The organism is Marinobacter piscis, assembly GCF_007671655.1.
Taxonomy (GTDB): Bacteria; Pseudomonadota; Gammaproteobacteria; order Pseudomonadales; family Oleiphilaceae; genus Marinobacter; species Marinobacter piscensis.
In genome coordinates, this window is sequence record NZ_VCGX01000002.1 from 799,289 (window position 1) to 822,609 (window position 23,321).

The 23,321-nt window shown below is 57.1% G+C and carries 22 protein-coding genes; 9 read left to right on the forward strand and 13 right to left on the reverse strand.

Annotated elements, in window-relative coordinates; genetic code table 11:
- Nucleotides 1-2 precede the first annotated feature (2 nt).
- From FFI95_RS09400 to FFI95_RS09415, 4 genes are read left to right on the forward strand one after another with little or no spacing between them, the layout of a single operon-like run.
- Complete coding sequence (locus FFI95_RS09400) at nucleotides 3-1,037, forward strand: iron ABC transporter substrate-binding protein (RefSeq protein WP_186311987.1); 1,035 nt, start codon at nucleotides 3-5, stop codon at nucleotides 1,035-1,037.
- A complete protein-coding gene (locus tag FFI95_RS09405; protein WP_246069466.1) occupies nucleotides 1,034-2,050 on the forward strand; it encodes a FecCD family ABC transporter permease in 1,017 nt (338 codons plus the stop codon). Before FFI95_RS09400 ends, FFI95_RS09405 begins: the two co-directional genes overlap by 4 nt.
- Before the next feature lie 8 nt (nucleotides 2,051-2,058).
- Nucleotides 2,059-2,814 carry an ABC transporter ATP-binding protein gene (locus FFI95_RS09410; RefSeq protein ID WP_144822148.1) on the forward strand — a complete coding sequence of 252 codons (756 nt, stop codon included), beginning with the start codon at nucleotides 2,059-2,061 and terminating at the stop codon, nucleotides 2,812-2,814.
- A gap of 17 nt (nucleotides 2,815-2,831) precedes the next feature.
- Nucleotides 2,832-3,626 carry a methyltransferase domain-containing protein gene (locus FFI95_RS09415; protein WP_144822149.1) on the forward strand — a complete coding sequence of 265 codons (795 nt, stop codon included), beginning with the start codon at nucleotides 2,832-2,834 and terminating at the stop codon, nucleotides 3,624-3,626.
- Nucleotides 3,627-3,645: 19 nt separating this feature from the next.
- On the opposite strand, the gene FFI95_RS09420 is transcribed toward FFI95_RS09415, so the two are convergent.
- From FFI95_RS09420 to FFI95_RS09435, 4 genes are all read right to left on the reverse strand, one after another.
- A complete protein-coding gene (locus FFI95_RS09420) occupies nucleotides 3,646-5,028 on the reverse strand; it encodes a sodium-dependent transporter (protein WP_144822150.1) in 1,383 nt (460 codons plus the stop codon).
- On the reverse strand, nucleotides 5,021-6,187 hold the full coding sequence (locus tag FFI95_RS09425; RefSeq protein ID WP_246069467.1) for an MFS transporter: 1,167 nt from the start codon (nucleotides 6,185-6,187) through the stop codon (nucleotides 5,021-5,023). The genes FFI95_RS09420 and FFI95_RS09425 overlap by 8 nt, the downstream gene beginning before the upstream one ends.
- Before the next feature lie 190 nt (nucleotides 6,188-6,377).
- Nucleotides 6,378-8,396, reverse strand: coding sequence for a TonB-dependent receptor domain-containing protein (locus FFI95_RS09430; protein WP_144822151.1), 2,019 nt, complete (start codon nucleotides 8,394-8,396; stop codon nucleotides 6,378-6,380).
- Nucleotides 8,397-8,465: 69 nt separating this feature from the next.
- Nucleotides 8,466-9,422, reverse strand: a complete 957-nt coding sequence (locus tag FFI95_RS09435; protein ID WP_144822152.1) for a LysR family transcriptional regulator — start codon at nucleotides 9,420-9,422, stop codon at nucleotides 8,466-8,468.
- 151 nt (nucleotides 9,423-9,573) lie between these two features.
- Here FFI95_RS09435 and FFI95_RS09440 point away from each other — a divergent pair, with 151 nt between their 5' ends.
- Genes FFI95_RS09440 through FFI95_RS09455 form a run of 4 tightly spaced genes read left to right on the forward strand, consistent with a single transcriptional unit; the run spans nucleotide 9,574 to nucleotide 13,400 of the window.
- Nucleotides 9,574-10,539, forward strand: coding sequence for an ABC transporter substrate-binding protein (locus FFI95_RS09440; RefSeq protein WP_246069468.1), 966 nt, complete (start codon nucleotides 9,574-9,576; stop codon nucleotides 10,537-10,539).
- 4 nt (nucleotides 10,540-10,543) lie between these two features.
- Complete coding sequence (locus tag FFI95_RS09445) at nucleotides 10,544-11,530, forward strand: FecCD family ABC transporter permease (RefSeq protein WP_144822153.1); 987 nt, start codon at nucleotides 10,544-10,546, stop codon at nucleotides 11,528-11,530.
- Complete coding sequence (locus tag FFI95_RS09450; RefSeq protein WP_186311988.1) at nucleotides 11,527-12,579, forward strand: FecCD family ABC transporter permease; 1,053 nt, start codon at nucleotides 11,527-11,529, stop codon at nucleotides 12,577-12,579. Before FFI95_RS09445 ends, FFI95_RS09450 begins: the two co-directional genes overlap by 4 nt.
- Entirely contained in the window at nucleotides 12,576-13,400 is an 825-nt protein-coding gene (locus tag FFI95_RS09455) for an ABC transporter ATP-binding protein (RefSeq protein WP_144822154.1), read from the forward strand. Before FFI95_RS09450 ends, FFI95_RS09455 begins: the two co-directional genes overlap by 4 nt.
- Before the next feature lie 55 nt (nucleotides 13,401-13,455).
- Here the strand turns inward: FFI95_RS09455 and FFI95_RS09460 are convergent, their stop codons facing one another.
- Nucleotides 13,456-14,400, reverse strand: coding sequence for a DMT family transporter (locus FFI95_RS09460; RefSeq protein WP_144822155.1), 945 nt, complete (start codon nucleotides 14,398-14,400; stop codon nucleotides 13,456-13,458).
- 114 nt (nucleotides 14,401-14,514) lie between these two features.
- Here FFI95_RS09460 and FFI95_RS09465 point away from each other — a divergent pair, with 114 nt between their 5' ends.
- Nucleotides 14,515-15,378, forward strand: a complete 864-nt coding sequence (locus FFI95_RS09465; RefSeq protein ID WP_144822156.1) for a LysR substrate-binding domain-containing protein — start codon at nucleotides 14,515-14,517, stop codon at nucleotides 15,376-15,378.
- A gap of 38 nt (nucleotides 15,379-15,416) precedes the next feature.
- Here the strand turns inward: FFI95_RS09465 and FFI95_RS09470 are convergent, their stop codons facing one another.
- The 8 genes from FFI95_RS09470 to nuoH all read right to left on the reverse strand — a co-directional run bounded on the left by FFI95_RS09470 (nucleotide 15,417) and on the right by nuoH (nucleotide 23,318).
- Complete coding sequence (locus FFI95_RS09470) at nucleotides 15,417-15,968, reverse strand: hemerythrin domain-containing protein (RefSeq protein ID WP_144822157.1); 552 nt, start codon at nucleotides 15,966-15,968, stop codon at nucleotides 15,417-15,419.
- A 70-nt stretch (nucleotides 15,969-16,038) separates the two neighbouring features.
- On the reverse strand, nucleotides 16,039-17,469 hold the full coding sequence (gene nuoN / locus FFI95_RS09475; protein WP_144822158.1) for an NADH-quinone oxidoreductase subunit NuoN: 1,431 nt from the start codon (nucleotides 17,467-17,469) through the stop codon (nucleotides 16,039-16,041).
- 16 nt (nucleotides 17,470-17,485) lie between these two features.
- Nucleotides 17,486-18,988, reverse strand: coding sequence for an NADH-quinone oxidoreductase subunit M (nuoM, locus tag FFI95_RS09480; protein WP_144822159.1), 1,503 nt, complete (start codon nucleotides 18,986-18,988; stop codon nucleotides 17,486-17,488).
- A 25-nt stretch (nucleotides 18,989-19,013) separates the two neighbouring features.
- Entirely contained in the window at nucleotides 19,014-20,894 is a 1,881-nt protein-coding gene (nuoL, locus tag FFI95_RS09485) for an NADH-quinone oxidoreductase subunit L (protein ID WP_144822160.1), read from the reverse strand.
- A complete protein-coding gene (gene nuoK / locus FFI95_RS09490) occupies nucleotides 20,869-21,177 on the reverse strand; it encodes an NADH-quinone oxidoreductase subunit NuoK (RefSeq protein WP_144822161.1) in 309 nt (102 codons plus the stop codon). The genes nuoL and nuoK overlap by 26 nt, the downstream gene beginning before the upstream one ends.
- Nucleotides 21,174-21,704: an NADH-quinone oxidoreductase subunit J gene (nuoJ, locus tag FFI95_RS09495; RefSeq protein ID WP_144822162.1), complete on the reverse strand. Its 531-nt coding sequence runs from the start codon at nucleotides 21,702-21,704 to the stop codon at nucleotides 21,174-21,176. Before nuoJ ends, nuoK begins: the two co-directional genes overlap by 4 nt.
- Before the next feature lie 38 nt (nucleotides 21,705-21,742).
- Nucleotides 21,743-22,282: an NADH-quinone oxidoreductase subunit NuoI gene (gene nuoI / locus FFI95_RS09500; RefSeq protein WP_144822163.1), complete on the reverse strand. Its 540-nt coding sequence runs from the start codon at nucleotides 22,280-22,282 to the stop codon at nucleotides 21,743-21,745.
- A 37-nt stretch (nucleotides 22,283-22,319) separates the two neighbouring features.
- A complete protein-coding gene (gene nuoH / locus FFI95_RS09505; RefSeq protein ID WP_144822453.1) occupies nucleotides 22,320-23,318 on the reverse strand; it encodes an NADH-quinone oxidoreductase subunit NuoH in 999 nt (332 codons plus the stop codon).
- Nucleotides 23,319-23,321: the final 3 nt, after the last annotated feature.

The following is a 23,321-nucleotide window of genomic DNA, read 5'->3' on the forward strand; positions in this document are numbered from 1 at the left end:
GTATGAACCGCCGACATTTTCTTGGCCTGATGGGCGCGCTGACAGCAACACCTTTGCTGCCGGCGCGTGCTGACGCTGCCGAGAGCAAGCAACTACTGCACCTGTTTGGCGACCTTCCGCCACCCAGTCAGGTACAACGGGTACTGGCTGCCGGTGCTCCAGCTGGCGTACTGGTTTACACGCTGGCGCCCGAAACGCTTCTGGGCTGGCCCATGTCGATGCAGGGTGAAAAAAGCCGGGTGGTACCAGAGGCTTATCGCAACCTCCCCTACCTGGGTCGACTGGCAGGGCGTGGCAGTACCATGCCCCTGGAAAAACTGCTCGCACTGAAGCCTGACGTCATAATTGATGTAGGCACCGTGGACGATACCTATCTTTCGGCAGCAAAACGGGTACACCAACAAACCGGCATTCCCTATTTGCTGGTGGATGGAAGCCTGGAAGACTCACCCCAGCAACTGCAGGATGTTGGTCAGTTGCTGGGAGTACCGGACAGGGCCGCCAAATTGGCCACTTATGCCGAAAAAACTCTGGGGGTCATTGACACAATGCCCGCAAATCGCCCCAGCGTATATCTGGCAAGGGGACCCAAAGGCCTCGAAACCGGCTTGCCCGGCTCCATCAATACTGAAGTTATTGCTCTGGCGGGCGGCCGTAACGCTGTTCAGGTAGAAAGTGGCGGCAATCTGGCACAGGTTTCCCTGGAACAACTGCTGCACTGGCAACCCGACATGATCGTGACTCAAAGTGCGGGGTTCTTTGAGCTGGCCCAAAGCGCGGCGGCCTGGCAACATTTACCGGCTATCAAAAATCGCCAGTGCTACCTGTTACCGGAGGCTCCGTTTGGCTGGCTGGATGGCCCGCCCAGCGTCAACCGGCTGGTGGGCATTAACTGGCTGGCTAACAAGTTGCAAAACCCAGGCTCCCGGCGCAGTGATACTAAACTGTGGGCAGATAAAGCCGCTGACTTCTATCAGTTGTTTTATGGCACCCGCCCTGGTATTGATATTTTCGCTGGCCAAACGGTACGTCTATGAGGATGAAGCCAGCCGATCGCCGCTTCCACTGGTCCTTCCTGATCCTGTTTCTCATGGTTGTGGTGATCGCGGCACTTGCCATTGGCCAGTACACCCTGGCACCTTCGGCTGTTCTGAAAGCCCTGCTGGCACCGGCCATCGCCCTGCCCGATACAAGTTCTGATGCAGGCATCGTCATCTGGAACCTTCGCCTGCCGCGCATTGCCGCAGGCCTGCTGGTCGGCGCTGCTCTTGCCGCTGCAGGCACGGCTTATCAAGGCATGTTCCGCAACCCACTGGTGTCGCCAGACATTCTTGGCGTCTCTGCCGGGGCCGGGTTGGGGGCAAGCCTGGCCATTCTTCTGGGGCTATCGCTACCCTTTGTACAAGGACTGGCGTTTGCGGGAGGATTGATTGCTGTCGGCACGGTTTACTGGGTTTCCGGACTGGTGCGCCGACATGACCCCATACTGGTATTGGTGCTGTCAGGAGTAGCGGTGGGTACGCTGTTTGGTGCCGGTATTTCGCTGATCAAAGTTCTGGCGGATCCGTCGGTGCAATTGCCCAGCATTACCTTCTGGCTACTGGGCGGCCTGAACGGCGCCAGCCGGGAAGACCTGATGCTTGCTTTGCCCCTGGTACTGGCGGGGCTAGTGCCCATGATACTGCTACGCTGGCATGTCAACCTGCTGGCCCTGGCTGATGAAGAAGCCGCCGCACTGGGTGTCGATGTACACAAACTGAGGCGAATACTGATTGTTGCTGCCACTCTGATGACCGCCGCAGCCGTATCTATTGCTGGTATTGTCGGCTGGGTGGGTCTGGTGATTCCCCATGTCGCCCGCCTGATTGCCGGCTCTGAATTCTCCCGTTTGTTGCCCACATCTATCCTGCTGGGTGCCGGCTTTCTGGTCATTGCCGACACACTGGCGCGCAGTGTTGCCAGCATTGAATTACCTCTGGGTATTCTTACTGCCTTGGTGGGAGCACCAGCGTTTATCTGGCTGTTGGCCCGAACCGGCCGCAGCGGTTGAGGTCGGTTATGTCGATTTTGCAAACCCGGGATCTGGCCATTGGCTATCACGGCCAGGCCCTGGGCACAGTTATAAACCTGGCTATACATCCGGGCGAAGTGGTCAGCCTGCTGGGCCCGAACGGCAGCGGCAAAACCACACTTTTTCGTACGCTTCTGGGGGTACTGCCACCTGTATCCGGTCAGGTATTGGCGGGCGGGCGCAGTCTGCAGCAATGGCCCCAAAGAAAACTGGCCAACCTACTGGGTTACGTGCCCCAGGCACACACCGGCTTATTCGCTTTTACCGTGGAAGATGTTGTACTGATGGGACGAACCGCTCGACTGAAACGTTTCGGTGCACCTTCTGCCAGGGACAGGCATATTGCGCAGGCCATGCTCGAGCGAATGGGGGCAGGTCACCTGGCAAAACGGCGATTTACGGAAATTTCCGGCGGTCAGCGGCAGTTGGCGCTCATTGCAAGGGCGCTGGCCCAGGAGGTTTCCTTGCTTATAATGGATGAGCCCACCGCAAGCCTGGATTTCGGCAACCAGCTGAAAACACTGGATGCTATTGAACAGCTGCGCAACGAAGGGCTATCAGTGCTTATTTCAACCCACCAGCCTGAGCATGCTCTTACTATTTCTGATCGTATTGCACTGATAAGAGATGGCGAGCTGAAGGCCATTGGTCCGGCACAGGAAACCGTTACACCTGCCAGCCTGGCAACGTTGTACGATGTGGCCGAACACATGGTGGCGGGTTGTTTTAGCAACGCCTTCTGATACCAAAGGAAACTCTCATGACTTTAACCGGGATTGATTTCGGAAAGCTCTACCGTGACCAGATGACAAAAGCCGGCGGGAAGGAAAAGCCGGCCAGCGCCTGGGATGCACGGGCACCAGAAATGCAGAAACGTCATGGTGACAGTGACTACATCCGCGCTTTTATAGAACTCACCAATACCCATGGCTGTGAATCCGTACTGGACATGGGCTGTGGTACAGGTGCCATAGGGCTGGCTCTGGCTCCGTATATGAACGAAGTCATCGGCGTGGATTACAGCAGTGGCATGCTGAATGCGTTTGAACGCAACGCCCTGGCTCAGGGGCAAACCAACACCCGAACCCTGCAGCGCGCCTGGGAAGACAACTGGAATGATATACCCCGGTGCGATTTGGTGATCGCGTCCCGCTCAACCACTGTTATGGATATGGCAGACGCACTGGCCAAACTGGACCGCACGGCAAACAAACGGGTGTGTATTACCAATCTGGTAGGCGGCAGCTTTATTGACGGAGGACTGATCAAGGCCATTGGCCGCGAAGTGAAACGGATTCCGGACTACATCTATATTCTGAACATTCTGTACCAGATGGGCCGCCACCCACGTGTGGATTATATCCAGGCCAAAGGGCGTCTTGCGGGCGCCGCCAACGTCGACGAGTTCGTTCATAAAGCCGGCTTTTCACTGGGGCCACTGAGCGCGCAGGAAACCCAACGCATGCGTGACTGGTATCACGCCGACCCGGAACGGGCTGCGCGCGGGGGAGAGGGCTTCAAGTGGGCCTTTATTTCCTGGGATACAGGCAACTGACTGATAATTCCGACCAGAGTCAGGCCAGATTATAGAGAAACACAATCGCTATCCCAGCCGGTGTGGCAAATTTCAGGACCACCATGAAGGCTTTGAACAGACCGCCTTGCAGACCTATGTCTTCTGCAAGACCTTCACGCCGGACAGCCCACCCTACAAACAGGACGATTGCCAGCCCCCCCAGGGGCATCAGGATATTGGAGGCCAGAAAGTCGATCAGTTCGAATACTGTCTTATCTTCAAAAAAACCAATAAAACCCAGTGGGTATATATTACTCCACAGATTGAACGACAGCACTGTCCCTATGCCTACCAGCCACACGGCAAAGCCTCCGGTCATGGCACTTTTAACCCGGGTCGTCCCCTTGCGCTCTTCCAGCCACTCCACAACCGGCTCCAGCATAGAAATAGCCGATGTAATGGCCGCTACCAGCAGCAGAGCAAAGAAAAGCGTGCCAAATATCAGGCCACCGCTCATCTGACCGAAGGCCAACGGCAGGGTGACAAAAATCAGCCCCGGGCCGGCGTCGGCCTCAAGGCCATTGGCAAACACCAACGGGAATATCGCCAGCCCGGCAAGCAATGCCACACAGGTGTCCATCACCGCGATGCTTACAGAGGTCCGTGCGATATTGACGTGTTTAGGCAGATAGGAACCGTAGGCCATCAGGGTCCCAATGCCGACACTGAGGGTAAACGCTGCATGCCCAAGGGCAACCAGAACGCCCTCCGTTGTGAGACGACTGAAATCCGGCGAAAACATAAAGTCGACAGCACGCCCAAAGCTGCCGCTGGTCATGGCATACAGTACCATGACAATAAGCAGCACAAACAACAGGGGCATCAGCATTTTAACGGCTTTTTCCAGACCCGCTCGAATACCCCGGGCAACAATAAACACCACAATCGCCATGAAGGCCGTGTGCCAGAGCAGCAACTCCCAGGGGTTGCTCAGCAAGGTGTCGAACTGCGCCCCTACGGCTTCTGCATCCGCCCCTACAAACAGCCCGAATGCTGCCTTACCCATATAAACGAGCGCCCAGCCACCAATCACCGCATAAAACGAAAGCACCAGAGAGGCGGCAAACACACCATTCCAGCCGATAATACGCCAGCCTTTGGAGGCGCCTTCTGTACGGGTAAGCGTGCGCATCGTTGCCACCGGACTTTGCCCGCCCCGGCGGCCGATCAGGGTTTCCGCAATAAGTACCGGCAAACCAATCAGAAAAATACAGGCAAGGTAAACCAGTACAAAAGCACCACCACCGTTTTCGCCGGTGATATAGGGAAACTTCCAGATATTCCCAAGCCCGACGGCTGAGCCGACAGCCGCAAGAATAAAGGCCATTCTGGATGTCCAGAGGTTATTGGCCTGCTGGTGAGGGGGCGCCGGCTCACTCATCGGATTCTCCGTGTGCTGTAGTACCAGGTTGGGTGAAGGAATGAAGGCGCAACAATACAGCTGCGACTAAGGCGATAACAATACCGGAAAGCCCGAACGATACAGCAAAGCCACCCGCGGCAAGTACTGCACCAAAAAGAAGAGGTGCCACAAAATGCACTGCACGATTAGCCATCAGACGCATACCCAACGCCCCCGATCTTTGTTCCCGTCCGACACTCTCGGCCAGAACCACCATCGACAACGGCTGAGTCAGACCACCACCAAGACCCACAAGAATGGATAACGCAGCAATAAAGGGCGCTTTTGTTGCAATACCCATACAGGCCAGGCCTGCACACAGGGTAAACAATGCCAGGATGGTGGCCCGCTCACGTCCTCCTGAAAACCGGATAATGCGCGGAATAAACGGCCGTATTACCATGGAGGTGCCGGCTCTGAGGCTGACAAGGACGCCGATCACCATGGCACTCATTTCAAGGCTATCAAGGTAGACAGGCAGATAGCTGCTATACACACCCAGAGCAAACATGCCGGCCACAGTGATGGCAATGGACACCTGAACCCCGGTATTACGCCTGACCAGAGACGCCTGGGCACGAAACCCGGTTTGCTTTCCGGAAACCCGAAGACCCCGGGCAGCATCTCCCATTAGCCCAATCCCTACAAGGCCGCTCACCAACGCCAGGGCAGCCATGACCAGAAACAGATTGCCAACGCCGCCCGCCCAGTCAATCCAGGCCCCGGCCAGCAGAGGACCCACCACCTGGCCACCGGATAACCAGGTGGAATACCAACCAAAATAACCTTCCAGTCTGGGCCCGGTGGCCAGTGATGAAATAATGGTTTGCGCCGACAGCACCATTTGCAAGTGCGCAAGGCCGATCAGTAACTGACCCGCAATCAGCCCGTAATAGCCTGGCAGAAACTGCATCAATAGCAGGCCCACCACCATAACAAGAGCGCCCACTACCAGCGTTACCCGACCGCCATGGCGTGTCACAACACCGCCCAGAGGAATGGCCAGCAAAAATGGCAGAAGATATTGTGAGCTGAGAATAACCCCCAGCATCAGTGGGGAGGCGCCAAGCTCCAGACCGTATACCGGCACTGTTACCAGCAGCATTGAGTACACTACAAAGCAGAATGTGAGAGACACACAAACCGCCAGAAAATTCTGGCCGGCTTCATCCGCCGGTCGTTGCAGCAGCTTTTTCAGGGTAGGTTTATTGATAGGTCACCGGGTAGCAGCAGGAATTCAGAGACGAGCATTCTAATATGTTCTCCTGCAAAATTGCAGACTCGCTCACACTGAATCCCCGCTGCGCTGTCCGATGCTTGTGGCTAAATCAGAAGTCTACAGCAAGCCCAAGGTTCAGGCGCCGGCCATCCAGCACCACTCCGTAGGTGTCATTGGTAACCTGTTTATCGCCAATGTTATAGAGTCCGGCCTTCACCCGGGCGCTCTCATTAAGCTGGTATACCAGCCCGGCGTCCACAAAGCCGTACCCCGGTGTGCCATCATCCATACTGTCACGGCCAAGGTAATCACTGGTTTCGCCACGAATGTTTGCATCTACCCATAGGTTCAGCATTGCCGTGGTTTGCCAGTCCAGTCCCGCATTCAGCATGTGTTTCGGGATTTTGTTCAATGGCTCACCTTTGAACTCGCCCGACTTTTGCTCTGAGTCGGTAAAGGTATAGCTCGAGCTGAAGCCGACCGTATCGGTAATGCCATAGTCAAACGTTAGCTCAACGCCCCGCATCATGGCTTTATCAATATTTTTTCGGGTGCTCAGGTAATTGTAGTCACGCCCACCGAAGGAGCACTGCCACTGACTGGGGTCATTGCGGCTGCCACTGTCACAGAAGCGATCTTCTTCAATTTTATCCTTGAAGTCGGTATAGAACAGCATCACGCTGGCGTTCATGTCCTCTATACGATCATCGAACACGAAGCCCAGCTCATAGCTGGTACTGACTTCCGGATCCAGGTCTTCGTTACCAACTACCAGCGCTGTGATGTGCGGCAGGCCGTCGCCACTGATAGGCCCTCCGGTTCTCAGAGCGAAGCCTTCTGTAGCATTGGGAAGGCTGGGCTGCTTGTAGCCGGTTGATACACCCCCTTTGAATGTCCACTCAGGCGTCAGGTGGTAATTAGAGTAAATGCGGGGACTGAGGTGGCTGCCAAATAACTCATCATCGTTATAACGCAGACCCGTGGTCACGTTGAGATCATCGGTAACCGCCCACTCTACTTCTGCAAATACGGCCGCAATCCAGCGATCAATCTCAGAGGCTTTTGAATCCTCGCCGTTCGTCTCATCAACCAGATCCTCATACTTGTACTGGCCACCCACGGTCAGCATATGGTCCCCGAGAAACAGAGTACCCTGGGTATTGAACGTAGAAATTTCCTCTTTTTTCTGTTCCGTCTGCACCAGTTCGGACACATCATGCTGCACATACGAGTTCAGCATCAGGTTTCCGAAATTCCCCTGATGCGTCAGTGCATAGACATCTTTCTTGTAATCCGCACTGTACGGCCGCCCATCCTCTGCAATACTCACTCCCGGGGTGTGGCGGGAATCGAGCGTGGAGGCGTTGTAGCTCAGGGCAACTTCGTTGGCATCGTCGGGTGTCAGGATCAGTTTGGCACCCCCCTGCTTATCCGTTCTCTCCGGGATGCTTTCCGAGCTTTTACCACCACCCCGGCTTTTGAAGTGAGATTCTTCTGACGCTTTCCAGGAACCATTCACCTGTGCAGAAAGCAACCCGGGGACGATGGGCCCGCCGGTAAATACGCTCGCTTGCTGCTCATCTTCGTTAAGATCTGTGAAGGATTTGGTGTACTCGGTAGAAACGGTTCCGGACCAGGTGTCTGCCGTTTTCTTGGTGATGATATTGATTACACCACCCATGGCTTCCGAACCATACAGTGACGACATAGGGCCCCGAATCACTTCTACCCGCTCGATCATGGAAGCGGGTGGCAAGGCAATCTGCTTGCCGCCACCTGTACCACGGGTATTAATGTTCCGGGCTGATGAAACCGGACGACCATCGATCAGATACAGTGTGTAATCGCCACTCATACCGCGAATGGTAATGTCCTTGGATTTGCCGCCCCCGCTCACATAGGCGCCCGGTATATTCTTTACCGCATCACTGATGTCGTCATACGATCGCTTGTTCAACTCCTCACCGGAAATGGCCGAGATGCTCGCTGGAGCATCGGAAATATTCTGTTCAAACCCGGCAGCGGTTACAACGATTTCACCCAGCTCCACCGGTTCAGGCTGGGCCACGGCATAGCCGGTGGATCCGGCAAGAACAAGCGAGGATGCAAGAAAAGACAGACGGCGCACAAAAGACTCCTTTTACTCTGAAATGCGAATGGAACTCATTTGCGCCGAACACTAGCACAGACCCACCCATCAAATGTTGGTACGATCTGTTCCGTTTTTCGGAATAGCAGAAAAATGAGGGGTCTCTTCAGGCACCCACCAGCTTTCTGGTACGGCCTCTGTTACGTGGTTGATAAAGGCGCGCACCCGCCGGGGCAGGACGCCGTGAGGATAAAGCAATGACACCTGCAGAAGCGGGCCTTGCCACTGGGTCAGGCAAGGTGTCAGCGTACCCGGGTGAGCATTTAACCGACCCTCTACCAGCCAGTGCGGCATCAGCCCCAGCCCTCGAGCGTCAGCAATGGCATCCCCTTGCACACAAAACTGGTCTACCGTGAAAGCTCGCGTTGGCGGACTCAGCGGGTAAACACCCTCTCTTGGATGCTGAAGCATTAACCCGGCCCTGTCCCACCCCAGCATATCCACCCATGCATGGCGCTTCAGTTCCCCGGGGGTCTTTGGGTAGCCATGACGGGCAAAATATTCCGGGCTGCCATAAACGCCCTGAGCAAGGTGACCCAACGATTTCTGGCGCAGAGTGGTTCTGTCCAGCGGGCCAATCCAGATACATACGCCGTCAGTCATGGTATCCGGTATCTCCCTGCGGGTTTGCACAGACACACTCAACCCCTCATAGCGGGCCATAAACGACTCAACCACCCGGGAAAACCAGCCGCGTACCAAGGATTCGTGGCAACATAAAATCAGTTCGCCACTGACCGCTTCCCTCAGCTCATCCAGCGCTTCCCGGCTCTGGGAGGCAAGCTCAAGCATGTCACGGCTATACCGATAAAACAGACGCCCGGCCTCATTCGGAATAATGCGACGGGACTCCCGCCGTAACAGCGGCTGCCCAACCACCTCTTCCAGATGGCGGACTTTCCGGCTCAGGGTGGACTTGGGCAGATCAAGCTCCCGCGCACAGGCAGTCAGGCTTCCGGTATTTACTACAGAAACAAAGACTTCCAGCTCTTTCAGGTCGTACATCTTGGCAGCGTTCCAGTTTTTGCAACAATTTGTGCCAATTTATCACCTTACAAAAGATAATACGAACAATTATCATTAACTGATTAGCTGGCTCACAATTTTGGCCTGTTAACTCTTTTACCGTACCGGGCAGCCACACAGGAGCATCCCCATGCGCATTTTGCAGACTGATTTTTCATTCCGGCACCTGTTGGGCAGCCTTGCATTTATGGTTGCCATGACAGCCTCTCTGGCACACGCAGATACACGCGAGATTGCAACCGCGTATGGCCCGGTCAGCATTAACGGGACGCCCGAACGGGTTGTCACCCTGTATGAAGGCGCGCTGGACGCGGCTATTGCGACGGGCGTTAAGCCTGTGGGGGCTGTTATAACCCGGGGCGGCACAGGTGTAGCTGAGTACATTCAGGAAAAAGCCGGAAACGTGGAAATTGTCGGCGCACCGGGAGAAATCAATATTGAGGCCGTTGTGGGTCAGAACCCGGACCTGATTCTCGCCTCCTCCCGGCTGACCGAAGAACAGTACGCACTGCTATCGCGTATCGCGCCCACCATTGTCCCGGACTTCCCGACACTCAGCCCGGAAACCTGGAAAAAGGAAACCCGGTTGTTTTCCCTGGCTCTTGGCCGGGAAGAGGCCGGGACAAACATCATTGATACCGTAGAAGAGCGCACCCTGGAAGTCGCTGCTCTGGTAGAAAAGCACCTTGGCGATACCTCAACGAACACCGCCGTGATCCGCTGGATGCCACAGGGCCCGGTTGTGATGTCTGAAGACCTGTTCTCTTCCGGCTTACTGGCCGCTACAGGTTTTGAGGTGAACGCCGCAGATATCGTCAAGGAGGGCCGGCCCCATAGCCACCCACTGTCTCAGGAAAACCTGGGCATGATTGATCACCCCTGGATTTTTCTGGCCACTCTTAATGCCGATGGAGACGAAGCACTGGCAGCTGCCCGCAAGTCTCATGCTTTTCAGCGGCTACAGGCAAACCGCAACGATCGGATTATCACGGTAAACGGACAACTCTGGAGCAGCGCCAGCGGCCCCCTTGCCGCCCTGCAGATTCTTGATGACATTGCAGATGCCATGAAGAGCCGGTCATCAGCCACTCAGTAACCCTATGAAATCCACCCCCTACTATTGGCCTGCCTGGATACTTCTGGGTTTGGTGGGTCTGACCTCCCTCTTGTTCGGTGCCGGTACTCTGGAGCTCAGACAGGCGTTTGCAGTTCTGGCCGGCCAGGGAACAGAGGAGGCCCGCTTTATTGTGCTGGAACTCCGCCTGCCACGGCTGGCCATTGGTCTGGTGACCGGTCTGGCACTCGGTGTTGCCGGCGCTCTGCTGCAAACCCTGACCCGCAACCCTCTGGCCGAACCCGGGCTGCTGGGCGTCAGCGCCGGTAGTGCCTTTGCTGTATCGCTGGCGATTCTCGCCGGTGCCAGTACAGCCACACTTACAACACTGGTATCACAGGCAGGTGCACTGGCCGGCTGTGGACTGGTTATTCTGGCAACCCGCATTCAGGGTGTGGGGCAGGATCCGGTGCGACTGGTTCTGGCGGGCGCTACGCTAAGCGCGTTACTGATGTCACTGACATCGCTGATAATGCTTATCGACCAGCGGGCTGCTGATGAAATCCGTTTCTGGATTACCGGCAGCATTGCAGGTAAAAACTGGGAACAACTGACGACCACACTCCCCACCCTGGTCATCAGCGGCTTTATCGTAATTGCTGTCGCCAAACCTCTGGCATCTCTGGCTCTGGGTGAACGGGTAGCCCGGGGGCTTGGGCACAGGCCGGGACTGGTTCAGCTGGGGGTGGTTATTGCCGTGGCCTTACTGACCGGCAGCGCCACCGCTCTGGCCGGTCCCCTTATGTTTGTCGGACTGGTCGTGCCGTTTGTGGCCCGGGCGCTGGGTGGCGCAGACATCCGCAAAACCCTGTGGCTATGCCTTCCTTTAGGCCCGGCCATGATTATTGCAGCGGATACTCTGTCCCGGTTACTGGTGGCGCCATCAGAAATGCCTCTGGGCGTAATAACAGCGCTGTTGGGCGCACCTGTTCTGTTGGTAATTATCCGCACCCGGAGGATTCCGACCCTATGAGCACAACTCCGGCCCGTACCTATTGGCACCTTCAGGCACAGCAGCGGCAATTCAGCCTGCTGATAGAAAAGCGGGCACTTATCGTCAATCTTCTCCTGGCAGCCCTGCTGGTTTTTTGCAGTCTGGCCTCTCTGGCGTTCGGTACTCTCACCATTCCATTATCCGGGTTGATGCAAACGCTGTTGGGTAATGGCTCAGGTATGCATGATTTTGTCGTGACAGAACTACGCTGGCCACGGTTACTGGCAGGCGGGCTTACCGGAGCCGCACTGGCTCTGGCCGGCTGCCTGATGCAGACACTGGCACGCAACCGGCTGGCAACGCCGGGAATCATCGGCATCGACAATGCGGCGACAGCGTTTGCAGTGGCTTCGGTAGTGGGCACCGGCATCAGCATTGCGCCGCCGGCTATGGCATTAACCGGAGCCGCGATTGCAACCGCACTGGCCTTCGGGCTCTCGGGCGCCACCGGTACCCGGGGCTATCGCTTTATTATCGCCGGCCTGGCCATCGGGGCCATTTCCGGTGCAATAACCCAGGTTATGCTCAGCAGCGTAGCGCTGGACGATGCCAATGCTGCCTACCCGTGGACGGTCGGCAGCCTGAATGCCCGCACAGATGGCTCGGTTCAGGCACTCGCAGCCGGGCTTGCCCTTGGTTATCCTCTGGCTCTGGCTCTTAAGCGGGCCCTGGTTACCCTGCAACTACCTGAGCCCGTCACGATCAGTCTCGGCATCCATCCCGGCCGGGTCAGGCTGGCAGGCCTGGTACTTTCGATTCTGCTGACCGGACTGGCAGTGGCTGTTGCCGGCCCCATCGGTCTGGTAGCCCTGCTTGCCCCGGAAATGGCACGTACGCTCAGCCGTCCGGGAACCGTTCCTCTCACAGCTGCCGCTTTGACCGGGGCGATACTCATGGTGATATCCGATCTGGCAGGCCGCCTGATACTGGCACCGCTTGAGATTCCTGTCGGTATAGTGACAGCCCTGGCAGGCAGCCCGTACCTGCTCTGGATTTTACTGCGTAAATCGTCGGATATTAACCAATGAACCAATTCGTCACAGTACCCTCTACGCTCAGGCTGGACGCCCCGCTTTCAGCCTGCAATCTTACAATGGCCCATGGCCATCACACGGTATTGTCAGAACTGGACATCGCATTGCCAGCGGGCCGTGTGACCGCAATCGTCGGCCCTAATGGCTGCGGCAAATCTACGTTGTTAAACGGGCTGGCCCGGATTCACAAACCGCGCCACGGCTCTGTGGTGCTGAACGGTGCTGATATTCAAACGCTGCCTGCCCGGCAGGTGGCACAAAAACTTGCCCTGTTGCCCCAGGACAACAGCGCCCCGGAAGGACTTACAGTGACCGATCTGATCCGCTTTGGCCGGCACCCGCACCAGGGTTGGCTAAGCCAATGGTCCGATGACGATCAGCGTGCCGTAGAGCAAGCGCTTGCAGCAGCGGATATTGAGGCGCTGGCTGACCGCGCACTGGATACGCTGTCCGGAGGCCAGAGGCAGAGAGCCTGGGTCGCCATGAGCATCGCCCAGGAGACGCCCCTGCTCTTGCTGGATGAACCCACATCGGCACTGGACCTGGGGCATCAGGTAGAAGTATTCGAACTGATCCGAACCCTTGCCGGCCGGGGCAAAACCATCGCCATGGTGGTTCACGACCTGCCCAGCGCCTGTCGGTACGCGGATAACGTTGTCGCTATGTGCGGGGGTGAGATCATTGGCGCGGGCGCGCCTGCAGATGTTATTACCACGGAACTGATTGAAACATTATACGGCATCACCTGCGACCTCATGCAGGATCCTGCCTCCGGCAGCCCTGTGCTGCTCAACATTCGCCGGATGCAGCGCTGACCCAATACGGTCCACAGGCAAGGGCTGCCATGCCACCTTGCCTGTGGCCGCGTTTTCAGCCGACCGTAACCTCCTGAGTGTTCGTGTGGCTGGCCCCTGTTCTGCGGGAGGCGATAAGAGAGCCAATCACAACCAGTGTCGCGGCAAGAGGTATCCGCCAGTCCGGAGCCGCAACCCCGGCCAGTACCAGAAAAGCCGCCGCCAGTACCGGAACCCCGTAGGCCAGACTGCCCACCAGTGCAGCCGGGCCACTGCGCAGTGCCATATCCCAGGCCACCATGGCCAGCCCGTAGGGGCCCATTCCCAGCCCGATACCCGCAATGAGCGCAAGTCCGGAGGGAAGGCCAAGGCTGTTACCGGTTAACAGGTGCGCCATGGCCGAACCCATCGCTGCTAAAAGAAACAGCCTGGGCATAATCGGTGCAACGGCTATCGGAGCTGCCTGGCAAACCCAGGAATACAGGGCCCAGCAGCAGGCAGCCAGCAAGGCCAGCCCATATCCGATCACGTACTGGGAAAACCCCTCGGTACCCGTTCCCGGTGACAGCAACAGCGCCGCGCCGGAAAATGCAGTGAGCGCACCGCACAATACGGTGAACGATAAACGGCCATGGAAAAGCCACTGACTCATGACAATAAACATGACCGGCCAGGTATACGTAATCAACGCCGCTTCCGCTGTGGGTGCCATGCCGACACCGGTCAGATAAGCACCAATAGCGCCCAGAATCAAAAGCGGAATCAGGCCATTGATGACCAGTTTCCACTTCAGGGAAAGCGGCTGCTGGTCTGCTTCTTCTGCCCGGCCTCTACGCTTACGCAGACTTGCAGGCAGCGCCGCAACCACACCGCTGAGCAAGGCAATGGTGGTGAGCTGAAACGGCGGTGCCGTACTCGCCAGATCCACCAACAAAGGGGCGCCGGCCCAGAGCACAACGGCAAACAGGGCAGCAACAATGGTGACATACAGCGGGCGTGCGGGTTTAGTGATTATATGCATCGTTGTAACTCCTCTGTTCTGTGGGTGGATTGGACTCGACACATATAGGTTATACAATAACCACTCATCACAAAATCAATTAGTTTTGATAGATACCATCACAGGAATTGATATATGAGGAAGCAAGTACTGGATCTGAACCTGCTCCTCACGCTGGTGACCATTGCGGATACGGGCACAGTAACGGAGGCAGCCGAGCGTTTGGCGTATACACAGTCTACAGTGAGCATGCAGCTGAACCGGCTGGAAACCGCCCTGGGAGTACCATTGCACGAGCGAGCTGGCCGACGCATACGGTTTACCGCGGAGGGGAAAAAACTGGTGGGTCATGCCAGGAAGATGCTTGAGCTTAACCGCGAAGCAATCAATGATGTACAGCAAAGCCAGATATCAGGCGAGCTGAACCTGGGCATACCGGAAGATTACGCGTTTCTTCTGACTTCGGTACTGTCTGATTTCAACCGGCAATTTCCGGAAGTACAGCTGCAAGTGACTTGCCGTTCCAGTGTCGAGTTAATCGAACATGTAAAGGCAGGCGACATGGACCTGGCAGTGGTCACCCGGCAGGAGCGCTCTCCGGGAGGCGAGGTCATACGGCGGGAGCCATTGATGTGGGCGGCCGGCGCTAACGCCCAGCCATCACTTACCGACCCGATCCCCCTTGCGTTGTATTCCCCGGGCGCTGATGTGTTCCGGGACGTCGCCGAACAGGCACTGGAAAATGCGGGCCGTGAGTGGCGTCTGGCGTACTCCAGCCAGTCCATGACCGGTCTCATGCCGGTTGTTGCCGCGGGCCTTGCTGTCGTCGTTATTACCCGAAACATGATCACTCCACAGTTACGAGTACTGGACGAACGCAGTGGTATGCCGGCGCTGCAATCAGTGGAAATTGCTCTGCACCGCCCTGCAGGGCGGCCATCAGAACCGGCAAAGCAGTTAGCAGAATTGATCAAAACCCACTTGTCAACGCAAGAATAAAGGTGGCCCGAAGCAAAGCGAGTGGCCGCAAGATACGTTCAGACAAACGGAGACGGTGCTTCTTTGAACTCACGGTATAATTGAGGGTAATCTTCCCTGAGCCGTGCCAGGTTCTCCTGCGCACCGTCAGGCAACAACTTCAGCAGATCCTGCTGTTCCTCCTCAGTCAGATGCTCCCGGAAGAATGGAAACAGCAGTTCCCTTTCTGCACGCAGGTACTCCTGGTGGGCATCAAGATAGGCTTTCAGGTCGTCTGCAAAACGGTCCATCGGGACCACCACATCCTTCAGAATCATATCAATATTCTCAGACAACAGGTTCAGGCGTTCCCGCAAATGCTGGTAATACTCGGCCAGCTGCTGGCCTTCTTTACCAGCCCTGAACTCCCTGGCTGTCTGGTGTTCACTGTAAAGGCGCTCCAGAGGTTTAATAAAGCCATTCATGTAGTCAAGAATATAGTCCACTATGTCACGCATCAGGTGAAAGTCCGGACGCTCACCATCCGCCAAGGATTGATGCCTCAACACCAAAATATACAGCAGCCGCGCCATGTTGGCGTGATCGCGACGTACCTTGTTAAGTGTAGCCATAGTTAAACCTCCCCTGATGGAGCACCGTGAAATAAACATCCTTGCCGGTACCATATTGGCCCGTCTGATATCAGAATGCCAGTATTCTGGCCAGCCCGATCATAGGCGCGGGGTACACTCCAAGCAGAATGACCAGACCGGCCACAATAACCACCACCAGTCCCCCGGCGCGCATACCCCAGTCATCCGGTGCATCGCGACGGCTGGCCCCCGGCGCCACCAGATATAATGTAACCGTCACCCTCAGATAATAGTAAAGGCCGATGGCACTGCCAAGAATAAGGCCACCTACCAGCCACCAGCGCTGGGCTTCCACGCCGAGGGCGATGAGATAGAACTTGCCGATGAAACCGACGGTGGCAGGAATGCCCGCCAGCGACAGCATGGCAACCGTCAGTACTGCGGTCAGATAGGGCCGCCGCCAGAACAGCCCACGGTAGTAATACAGTGCGGCTGCATCCTGACCACGGGTATTGCCGGAGATCAGGATAACCACCCCAAACGCCGCCAGGGTACTAAGCACATAAGTCACCAGGTAAACACCGGTTGTTTCCGCGGCCAACCCCTCTGCCACCACCAGCACAATCATCAGGTAACCGAAGTGTGCGATGGAGGAATACCCGAGAATGCGCTTCAGGTTAGACTGGGTCAGCGCCAGCAGATTACCCACCAGCATGCTGGCCAGCGCCAGTACAGTCAGCAAAGCAGGTAGCCAGTCAGCCTGAGCCAACGGTGCTGAAAGCATCATCCTTAATAACAGTGCGAACACAGCCACCTTGCTGGCTGTGGCCAGAAAGGTCGTCGCCGGTCCCGGACCGCCCTCATACACATCCGGCGTCCACAAATGAAATGGTACCACTGAGAGCTTGAAGCCCAGCCCCACTATCATCAGGCCAATGCCTGCCAGCCCCCAGAGCCCCAACCCTTCATTGAGGCTGGCCATCAGAAGCGACAGCTGCATCTCCCCCGTCTGGGCATAAAGCAAGGCCATCCCGAATAAAAGAAATGCACTGGCAGCGGCAGACAGAATCAGGTACTTGATACCGGCTTCCAGGGAACGCTCCTGATTAAACGCGTAGGCCAGCATGCCGTAAAGAGGCATGGACAATAGCTCCAGGCCAATAAACAATCCGGCCAGATGCCGGCTCGCAGCCAATGCCAGCCCCCCGACGGCCGCACACAGCAACAGCACGTAAAACTCCTCGCGCGCTCCCTGAAACGCTTCGAGGTAGCGGTGGGACAAAATGGCGCACGCCAGGGTTGATGCCAGAATCAGAAGCCCCGCCAGTAATGCCAGTCCGTCAAAATCCAGCAGCGCTGTACCAACCGGAATAACCCCCCAGGCCACCACCTGGGCAATCAGTGCCAATATCAGCCCCAGCACGCTTACAGCGACTGTCACCGTATGCTCGCGACGCCAGGCAATACCAAGCATTGCGGTGACCGCCGTTGCGGCCACCAGAACCATTGGCGAGTATGCGATAACAAGGTCAAACGACATCAACGGGCCTCCGGAATCAGGTTTCAAACAACTGCTGCACGCCACCCATGGCAGCTTCTGTTGTATCCAGCAGTGGCTGCGGGTAGAGGCCGAGCCATATCAGCAGTAAAACAATGCTCAGCATCATGACAAACTCGCGGACATCAAGGCCTTTCAGGGGCGTTTCACTGCGTGGCGGGCCATAGTGCACTCGCTGCATCAGGATCAGTGAATAAATGGCTGCCAGCACCAGACCCACGCTGGCAATAACCACCACCCAGGGCGCCGTGGGGAACGTGCCGAACAGCACCATGAACTCGCCCACAAAATTTGCCGTGACCGGTATGCCCAGCGAGGCCGCGATAAAAAACAGCCAGAATCCGGGCAGACTGCCCAGGCGCCCCCATAAACCGCCCATTTCGCTCAGCTCCCGGGTATGCAGGCGCTCGTACAGTTGCCCACTGAGAATAAACAGCCCCGCTGCCGAGAAGGCGTGGGCCAGCATCAACACCACCACCCCCTGCAACGCCAGTGTCGAACCGGAGTAAATGCCGATCAGTACAAATCCCATGTGCGCAATACTGGTGTAGGCAATAAAGCGCTTGACGTTTTGCTGACTGCAGGCCAGCACGGCGCCGTAATAGATGCCCAGCAGCCCCAGGCCCATGGCCATGGGTGCAAACGCCTGCGAAGCTTCAGGAAACAGCGGCAAGGCAAACCGCATCATGCCGTAAGCAGCGGTTTTAAGCAGAATGCCCGCCAGATCAACACTGCCAGCTGTGGGCGCCTGGGCGTGGGCATCCGGCAGCCAGCCGTGCAGCGGCACCACCGGTAGCTTGACCGCGAAGGCAATAAAAAAGCCCAGCATCAGCCAGCGGGAAAGTGCGGGAGGCAGGGTTGTCTCCAGCAGCACCTGATAGCTGAATGAGTACTCTCCTGTGCTGGCATGGTGCGCAAGCACCAGCCCCAGAATAGAGGTCAGCATCAACAGCCCGCTGGCCTGGGTGTAAATAAAGAACTTGGTGGCTGCGCCGATGCGGGTCTTGCCCCTGGAGCCACTGTGCCCCCACAGAGCAATCAGGAAATACATGGGCACCAGCATCAGTTCCCAGAAGAAGAAGAACAGGAAGAGGTCAATGGCCAGAAACACCCCGATAACACCGGCCAGTATCCACAGCAGATTAAGGTGAAAGAAACCGATGCGCCGCACGATTTCGTTCCACGAACACAACACCGCCAGCACACCAAGAAACGCCGTGAGTGCAATCAGTACCAGCGATAAGCCATCCAGTGCCAGGTGAAAATCAATGCCGAAACGCTCGATCCAGGATACCCGGAATTCGAGCGCCCACCGGGCTGCGGTACCATCCAGAGAGGGCAACTGAAACTCCAGGCGAAACCACAGCCACAACGAAATCAACAACTCGACCAGCATGGTAACCAGTGCCACAACCCGGGTTAGCCTGTCGCCAAGCCGCTCCATCTGCCAGCATAAAAGTCCCCCGACAAACGGGATCACGATCAGCCACACCAGTATCATAAGCGTTGCATCTCCTTGTATACGTCTAGAGCACCAGCACCAGGCTCAACAAAATCAATGTGGCGCCAAATACCATGGTGGCCGCATAGCTTCGCAACCTGCCGGTCTGCGCCCGGGACAGCCCGATATGGACCAGCCGCAGAGCCTGGGCAATGGAACGAAAGCAGGCATCAAACATATCCCCCCGCAGCACGTGCACCAGGCCACGCCAGGGCCGCACAAACAACCAGTCGAAGGCTATGTCAAAGCCCCAGGCCAGGCGCCACCAGGCCCACAACCCGGCCCCCAGGCCCTGCCGGGTAATCTGTGCAAGCCAGTCGCGTTTGAACACAAACAACCAGCCCCCCAGCCCAAGGCCGATCAGCGCCGTCGCGGATGCCACCAGTTCCAGGGCCGTGTGCCCTGCTTCCACGCCTTCACCGGGGCTGGCAGGCAATACCCCGGACAGAGGCGGTGTAATCCAGGCACCCAGAAAGGTGGAGAGTAACGCCAGAACCACCAGCGGCAGCCCGTGGGCCAGACCTTGCCCTGCTTTGGCCTGGCGAGCGCCGTCACTCTGCATATCGCCGTGGAATGTGCCGACAATCAACCTGAGGGTATACAGGGAGGTCAGAAAAGCGCCCACCAGACCGGCCACCAGCAGTCCGCTTTGATCCGCCGCCAGTGCCTGCCAGAGTATTTCATCCTTGCTGTAGAAGCCCGCGGTCACTAATGGCAGAGCCACCAGCGCCGCACCCCCCACAACAAACCCGAGATAGGCCAGAGGCAGTTTGCGCCAGAGACCGCCCAGACGACGCATATCCTGCTCGTGATGACAGCTGACAATCACCGCTCCGGCAGACAGGAACAGCAACGCCTTGAAGAACGCATGGGTCATGAGGTGAAAAACGGCGGCATCGAAGGCGCCCACACCCAGGGCCAGAAACATATAGCCGATCTGACTCATGGTGGAATAGGCCAGCACCCGCTTGATGTCCGTCTGCGCCAGAGCTGCGAAGCCCGCCATCAATAGCGTTATCGCCCCAATCAGTCCGGTGAGGTACAAAGCCGTGGGCGCCAGTTCAAATACCCCGTGCATACGGGCAATGAGGTACACACCGGCGGTGACCATGGTTGCCGCATGAATCAGGGCAGATACCGGCGTCGGGCCCGCCATGGCATCGGCAAGCCAGGTGTGCAGTGGCAGCTGGGCCGACTTGCCCACAGCGCCGCCCAGCAACAGCAATGCGGCCAGCTCTGCTACAGGATCTCCGGCACGCCACACCTGCGGCGCCACAGACAGAATCTCGATAATATTCAAAGTACCAAGACGAGCGAACAGCAAAAACATCCCCACGGCCAGGAACACATCACCGATGCGAGTAATAATAAACGCCTTGAAACCGGCCCAGCCGTTGGCACTGTTCTGATAGTAGTAACCTATCAGCAGGTAACTGCACATGCCGACGCCTTCCCACCCGAGAAACAGCAGCAACAGATTGTCGCCCAGCACCAGTAGCACCATGCTGAACACAAACAGGTTCATATAGGTGTAAAAGCGCGTAATTCCCTGTTCACCGCGCATATACCAGGCAGCAAATAAATGAATCAGAAAGCCCACGCCGGTAATAATGCCGAGCATGGTCAGAGACAGCCCGTCCAGAGCCAGCCCGATTTCAGGCTGAAAGTCCCCTACGGATATCCAGGTCCATAACGTCACCACCTGCGCCGGGCTGTTGGCGTCAAAACCCGACACCAGCAGGGCAGTGACCAGTGCCGCCAGGCCCACACTGCCAACCCCCACCACAGCGCTGGCCCGGTAACCAAGAGTGCCCCGGGAAAACGCCAGAATCAGGGTTCCGGCCAGGGGAAGCATAAAGGTTAGTGGTAACAACAAGGCATCACCCCCGCATCCTGCTGACTGCATCAATGTCCAGAGACCGGAAGCGCCGATGCAGCTGAATCAACAGCGCCAGCCCCACACTCGCCTCTGCCGCGGCCAGCATGATCACCAGCAGATACATAGCCTGACCCTCCGGCTGCTGCCAGCCGGTGCCGGCGACAATAAACGCCAGACCGGCGGCGTTGAGCATGATCTCAAGGCTCATCAGCACAAAAATCATGTTGCGCCGGATCATCAGGCCCGTCAGCCCCAGCGCAAACAATATAGCTGCAAGCACCAGGCCGTGCTCCATGGGTATACCGCTCATGACACCTCCCGGTTCGCTGTTGAATCCGGACTCTGCTGGCGTTGCCGCCCGACGTGAGACGCAGTGACCAGGGCCGCCAGCAACAACAGTGCACTCAGCTCCACCACCAGCAGCCAGGGGCCGAACAAAATGATGCCCACCTGCCGGGCCCGCAGTATTTCTCCCTGCACCAGCATCCCGCCGTCGCCCAGCCACAACGTGCCGATCAAAGTCAGTAATAATACGGCTGCCAGCAGCGATGGCCCCAGCCAGGTGCGCGGCCGCAACCAGGCCCGCTCCTGCGCAACCGCTGCCTGGCCCAGGTTCAGCATCATCACCACGAATACAAACAGCACCATGATTGCCCCGGCGTAGACAATAATTTCCAGAGCCCCCGCAAACGGCGCGCCCAGAGCAAAAAACACCATGGCTACGGCGACCAGCGACACCACCAGATACAGAACCCCATGCACAGGATTGGGGTTACTGATAACACCCAGCGTTGCCAGCACCGCCACCAGTCCACTCAGATAAAACGCGAACTCCATACTTGTCTCCTTTACGTCCCTTCGGCGCAAAAGTAACGTCAGGGAAGCAGCGAAGTAACATTGATCGGCTCTTCCTCAGCCTCTGCCTTACCCTTGTCTTTACCGGCGATGGCAAGCCCCGCCACCTTGTAAAAATTGTAGTTGTGATCCTTGCCGGGGCCATTAATCAGCAAGTCTTCCTTTTCGTACACCAGTTCCTGGCGATCGTACTCCCCCATCTCGAAGTCCGGCGTCAGCTGAATGGCCGACGTCGGGCAGGCTTCTTCACACATGCCGCAAAAGATGCAGCGGGAAAAATTGATGCGGAAAAACTCCGGATACCAGCGGCCATCCTCCTGTTCCCCCTTCTGCAGCGAGATGCAGTCCACAGGGCACGCCACAGCACACAGGTTGCAGGCCACACAGCGCTCTTCGCCGTCCGGGTCCCGGGTGAGCACAATGCGCCCCCGGTAACGGGGCGACAGGTATACCTCCTCTTCCGGATAATTCAGGGTTTCCCGCTTACGGAAACCGTGCATGAAAACCATGCCCAGAGTACGTAATTGCGACCAGGTACCTTTCAAAAGCCCTTTGTACATAGCCGTAGCTCCTTGTTCAGGATCGTTGCGAATGCTCTCAGCCAGGCGCGACCAGCAGAATCACAGCGCCGGTGACCAACAGGTTGATCAGCGTGAGTGGCAGACACACCACCCAACCAAAGGTCATCACCCGGTCATAACGGGGCCTTGGCAAGGCTGCCCGCACCAGAATAAACAGCGCCAGGAACACACCGGTTTTGATGGCAAACCAGACGATAGGTGGCAACCAGGGCCCGTGCCAGCCACCCAAAAACAGCGTGGCGACCAGCGCCGAAATCAGCAGCATGCCCACGTATTCACCGATAAAAAACATGCCGAACTTCATCGATGAATATTCAATGTGGTAGCCATCGGCCAGCTCCTGTTCGGCTTCTGGCTGATCAAAAGGATGCCGGTGTACCACGGCGAAACCGGCAATCAGGAAGTTACAGAAGCCCAGAAACTGGGGCACGATAAACCACAGCCCCTGCTGGGCATTGACAATGTCGCGCAGGTTGAATGAGCCAGCCATGGCAACAACGCCCATCAGCGACAGGCCCATGAACACCTCATAGGAAATGGTTTGTGCCGACGAGCGCATGGCCCCGATCAGGGCATACTTATTGGCGCTGGCCCAGCCACCCAGGAGCACGGAATAAACGTTGATGCCCCCCATGGCGAGAAAAAACAGCAACCCGATGTTCCAGTCGGCGACGCCCCAGCCCGGGGTAATGGGAATAATCATGAACGACAACAGCAACGAGGCCATGGCAATCGCCGGCGCCAGCACGAACAGCGTTTTATCGGCAAAGGGCGGAATCCAGTCTTCCTTGAAAAATATCTTGATCATGTCGGCAATCAGCTGGAGCGAGCCGAAGGGGCCCACCCGGTTCGGACCATAACGATCCTGCCACCAGCCCAGCAGGCGACGCTCGATTACCGTCAGTATTGCGCCCACCAACACCGCCGCCAGCAGAATCACCAATGCCTGCAGCATGGCGACAAAAATGTCCATCACCGCCGGGGTCAGCCACTCCGGGCGCAGATTCGCTAACATCTG

Excerpts from the sequence above, each read along its gene's own strand:
- FFI95_RS09400 (WP_186311987.1), top strand. The coding sequence starts at position 3 with ATGAACCGCCGACATTTTCTTGGCCTGATGGGCGCGCTGACAGCAACA.
- FFI95_RS09405 (WP_246069466.1), top strand. The coding sequence starts at position 1,034 with ATGAGGATGAAGCCAGCCGATCGCCGCTTCCACTGGTCCTTCCTGATC.
- FFI95_RS09410 (WP_144822148.1), top strand. The coding sequence starts at position 2,059 with ATGTCGATTTTGCAAACCCGGGATCTGGCCATTGGCTATCACGGCCAG.
- FFI95_RS09415 (WP_144822149.1), top strand. The coding sequence starts at position 2,832 with ATGACTTTAACCGGGATTGATTTCGGAAAGCTCTACCGTGACCAGATG.
- FFI95_RS09420 (WP_144822150.1), bottom strand. The coding sequence starts at position 5,028 with ATGAGTGAGCCGGCGCCCCCTCACCAGCAGGCCAATAACCTCTGGACA.
- FFI95_RS09435 (WP_144822152.1), bottom strand. The coding sequence starts at position 9,422 with ATGTACGACCTGAAAGAGCTGGAAGTCTTTGTTTCTGTAGTAAATACC.
- FFI95_RS09440 (WP_246069468.1), top strand. The coding sequence starts at position 9,574 with ATGCGCATTTTGCAGACTGATTTTTCATTCCGGCACCTGTTGGGCAGC.
- FFI95_RS09445 (WP_144822153.1), top strand. The coding sequence starts at position 10,544 with ATGAAATCCACCCCCTACTATTGGCCTGCCTGGATACTTCTGGGTTTG.
- FFI95_RS09450 (WP_186311988.1), top strand. The coding sequence starts at position 11,527 with ATGAGCACAACTCCGGCCCGTACCTATTGGCACCTTCAGGCACAGCAG.
- FFI95_RS09455 (WP_144822154.1), top strand. The coding sequence starts at position 12,576 with ATGAACCAATTCGTCACAGTACCCTCTACGCTCAGGCTGGACGCCCCG.
- FFI95_RS09460 (WP_144822155.1), bottom strand. The coding sequence starts at position 14,400 with ATGCATATAATCACTAAACCCGCACGCCCGCTGTATGTCACCATTGTT.
- FFI95_RS09465 (WP_144822156.1), top strand. The coding sequence starts at position 14,515 with ATGAGGAAGCAAGTACTGGATCTGAACCTGCTCCTCACGCTGGTGACC.
- FFI95_RS09470 (WP_144822157.1), bottom strand. The coding sequence starts at position 15,968 with ATGGCTACACTTAACAAGGTACGTCGCGATCACGCCAACATGGCGCGG.
- nuoN (WP_144822158.1), bottom strand. The coding sequence starts at position 17,469 with ATGTCGTTTGACCTTGTTATCGCATACTCGCCAATGGTTCTGGTGGCC.
- nuoM (WP_144822159.1), bottom strand. The coding sequence starts at position 18,988 with ATGATACTGGTGTGGCTGATCGTGATCCCGTTTGTCGGGGGACTTTTA.
- nuoL (WP_144822160.1), bottom strand. The coding sequence starts at position 20,894 with ATGCAGTCAGCAGGATGCGGGGGTGATGCCTTGTTGTTACCACTAACC.
- nuoK (WP_144822161.1), bottom strand. The coding sequence starts at position 21,177 with ATGAGCGGTATACCCATGGAGCACGGCCTGGTGCTTGCAGCTATATTG.
- nuoJ (WP_144822162.1), bottom strand. The coding sequence starts at position 21,704 with ATGGAGTTCGCGTTTTATCTGAGTGGACTGGTGGCGGTGCTGGCAACG.
- nuoI (WP_144822163.1), bottom strand. The coding sequence starts at position 22,282 with ATGTACAAAGGGCTTTTGAAAGGTACCTGGTCGCAATTACGTACTCTG.
- nuoH (WP_144822453.1), bottom strand. The coding sequence starts at position 23,318 with ATGTTAGCGAATCTGCGCCCGGAGTGGCTGACCCCGGCGGTGATGGAC.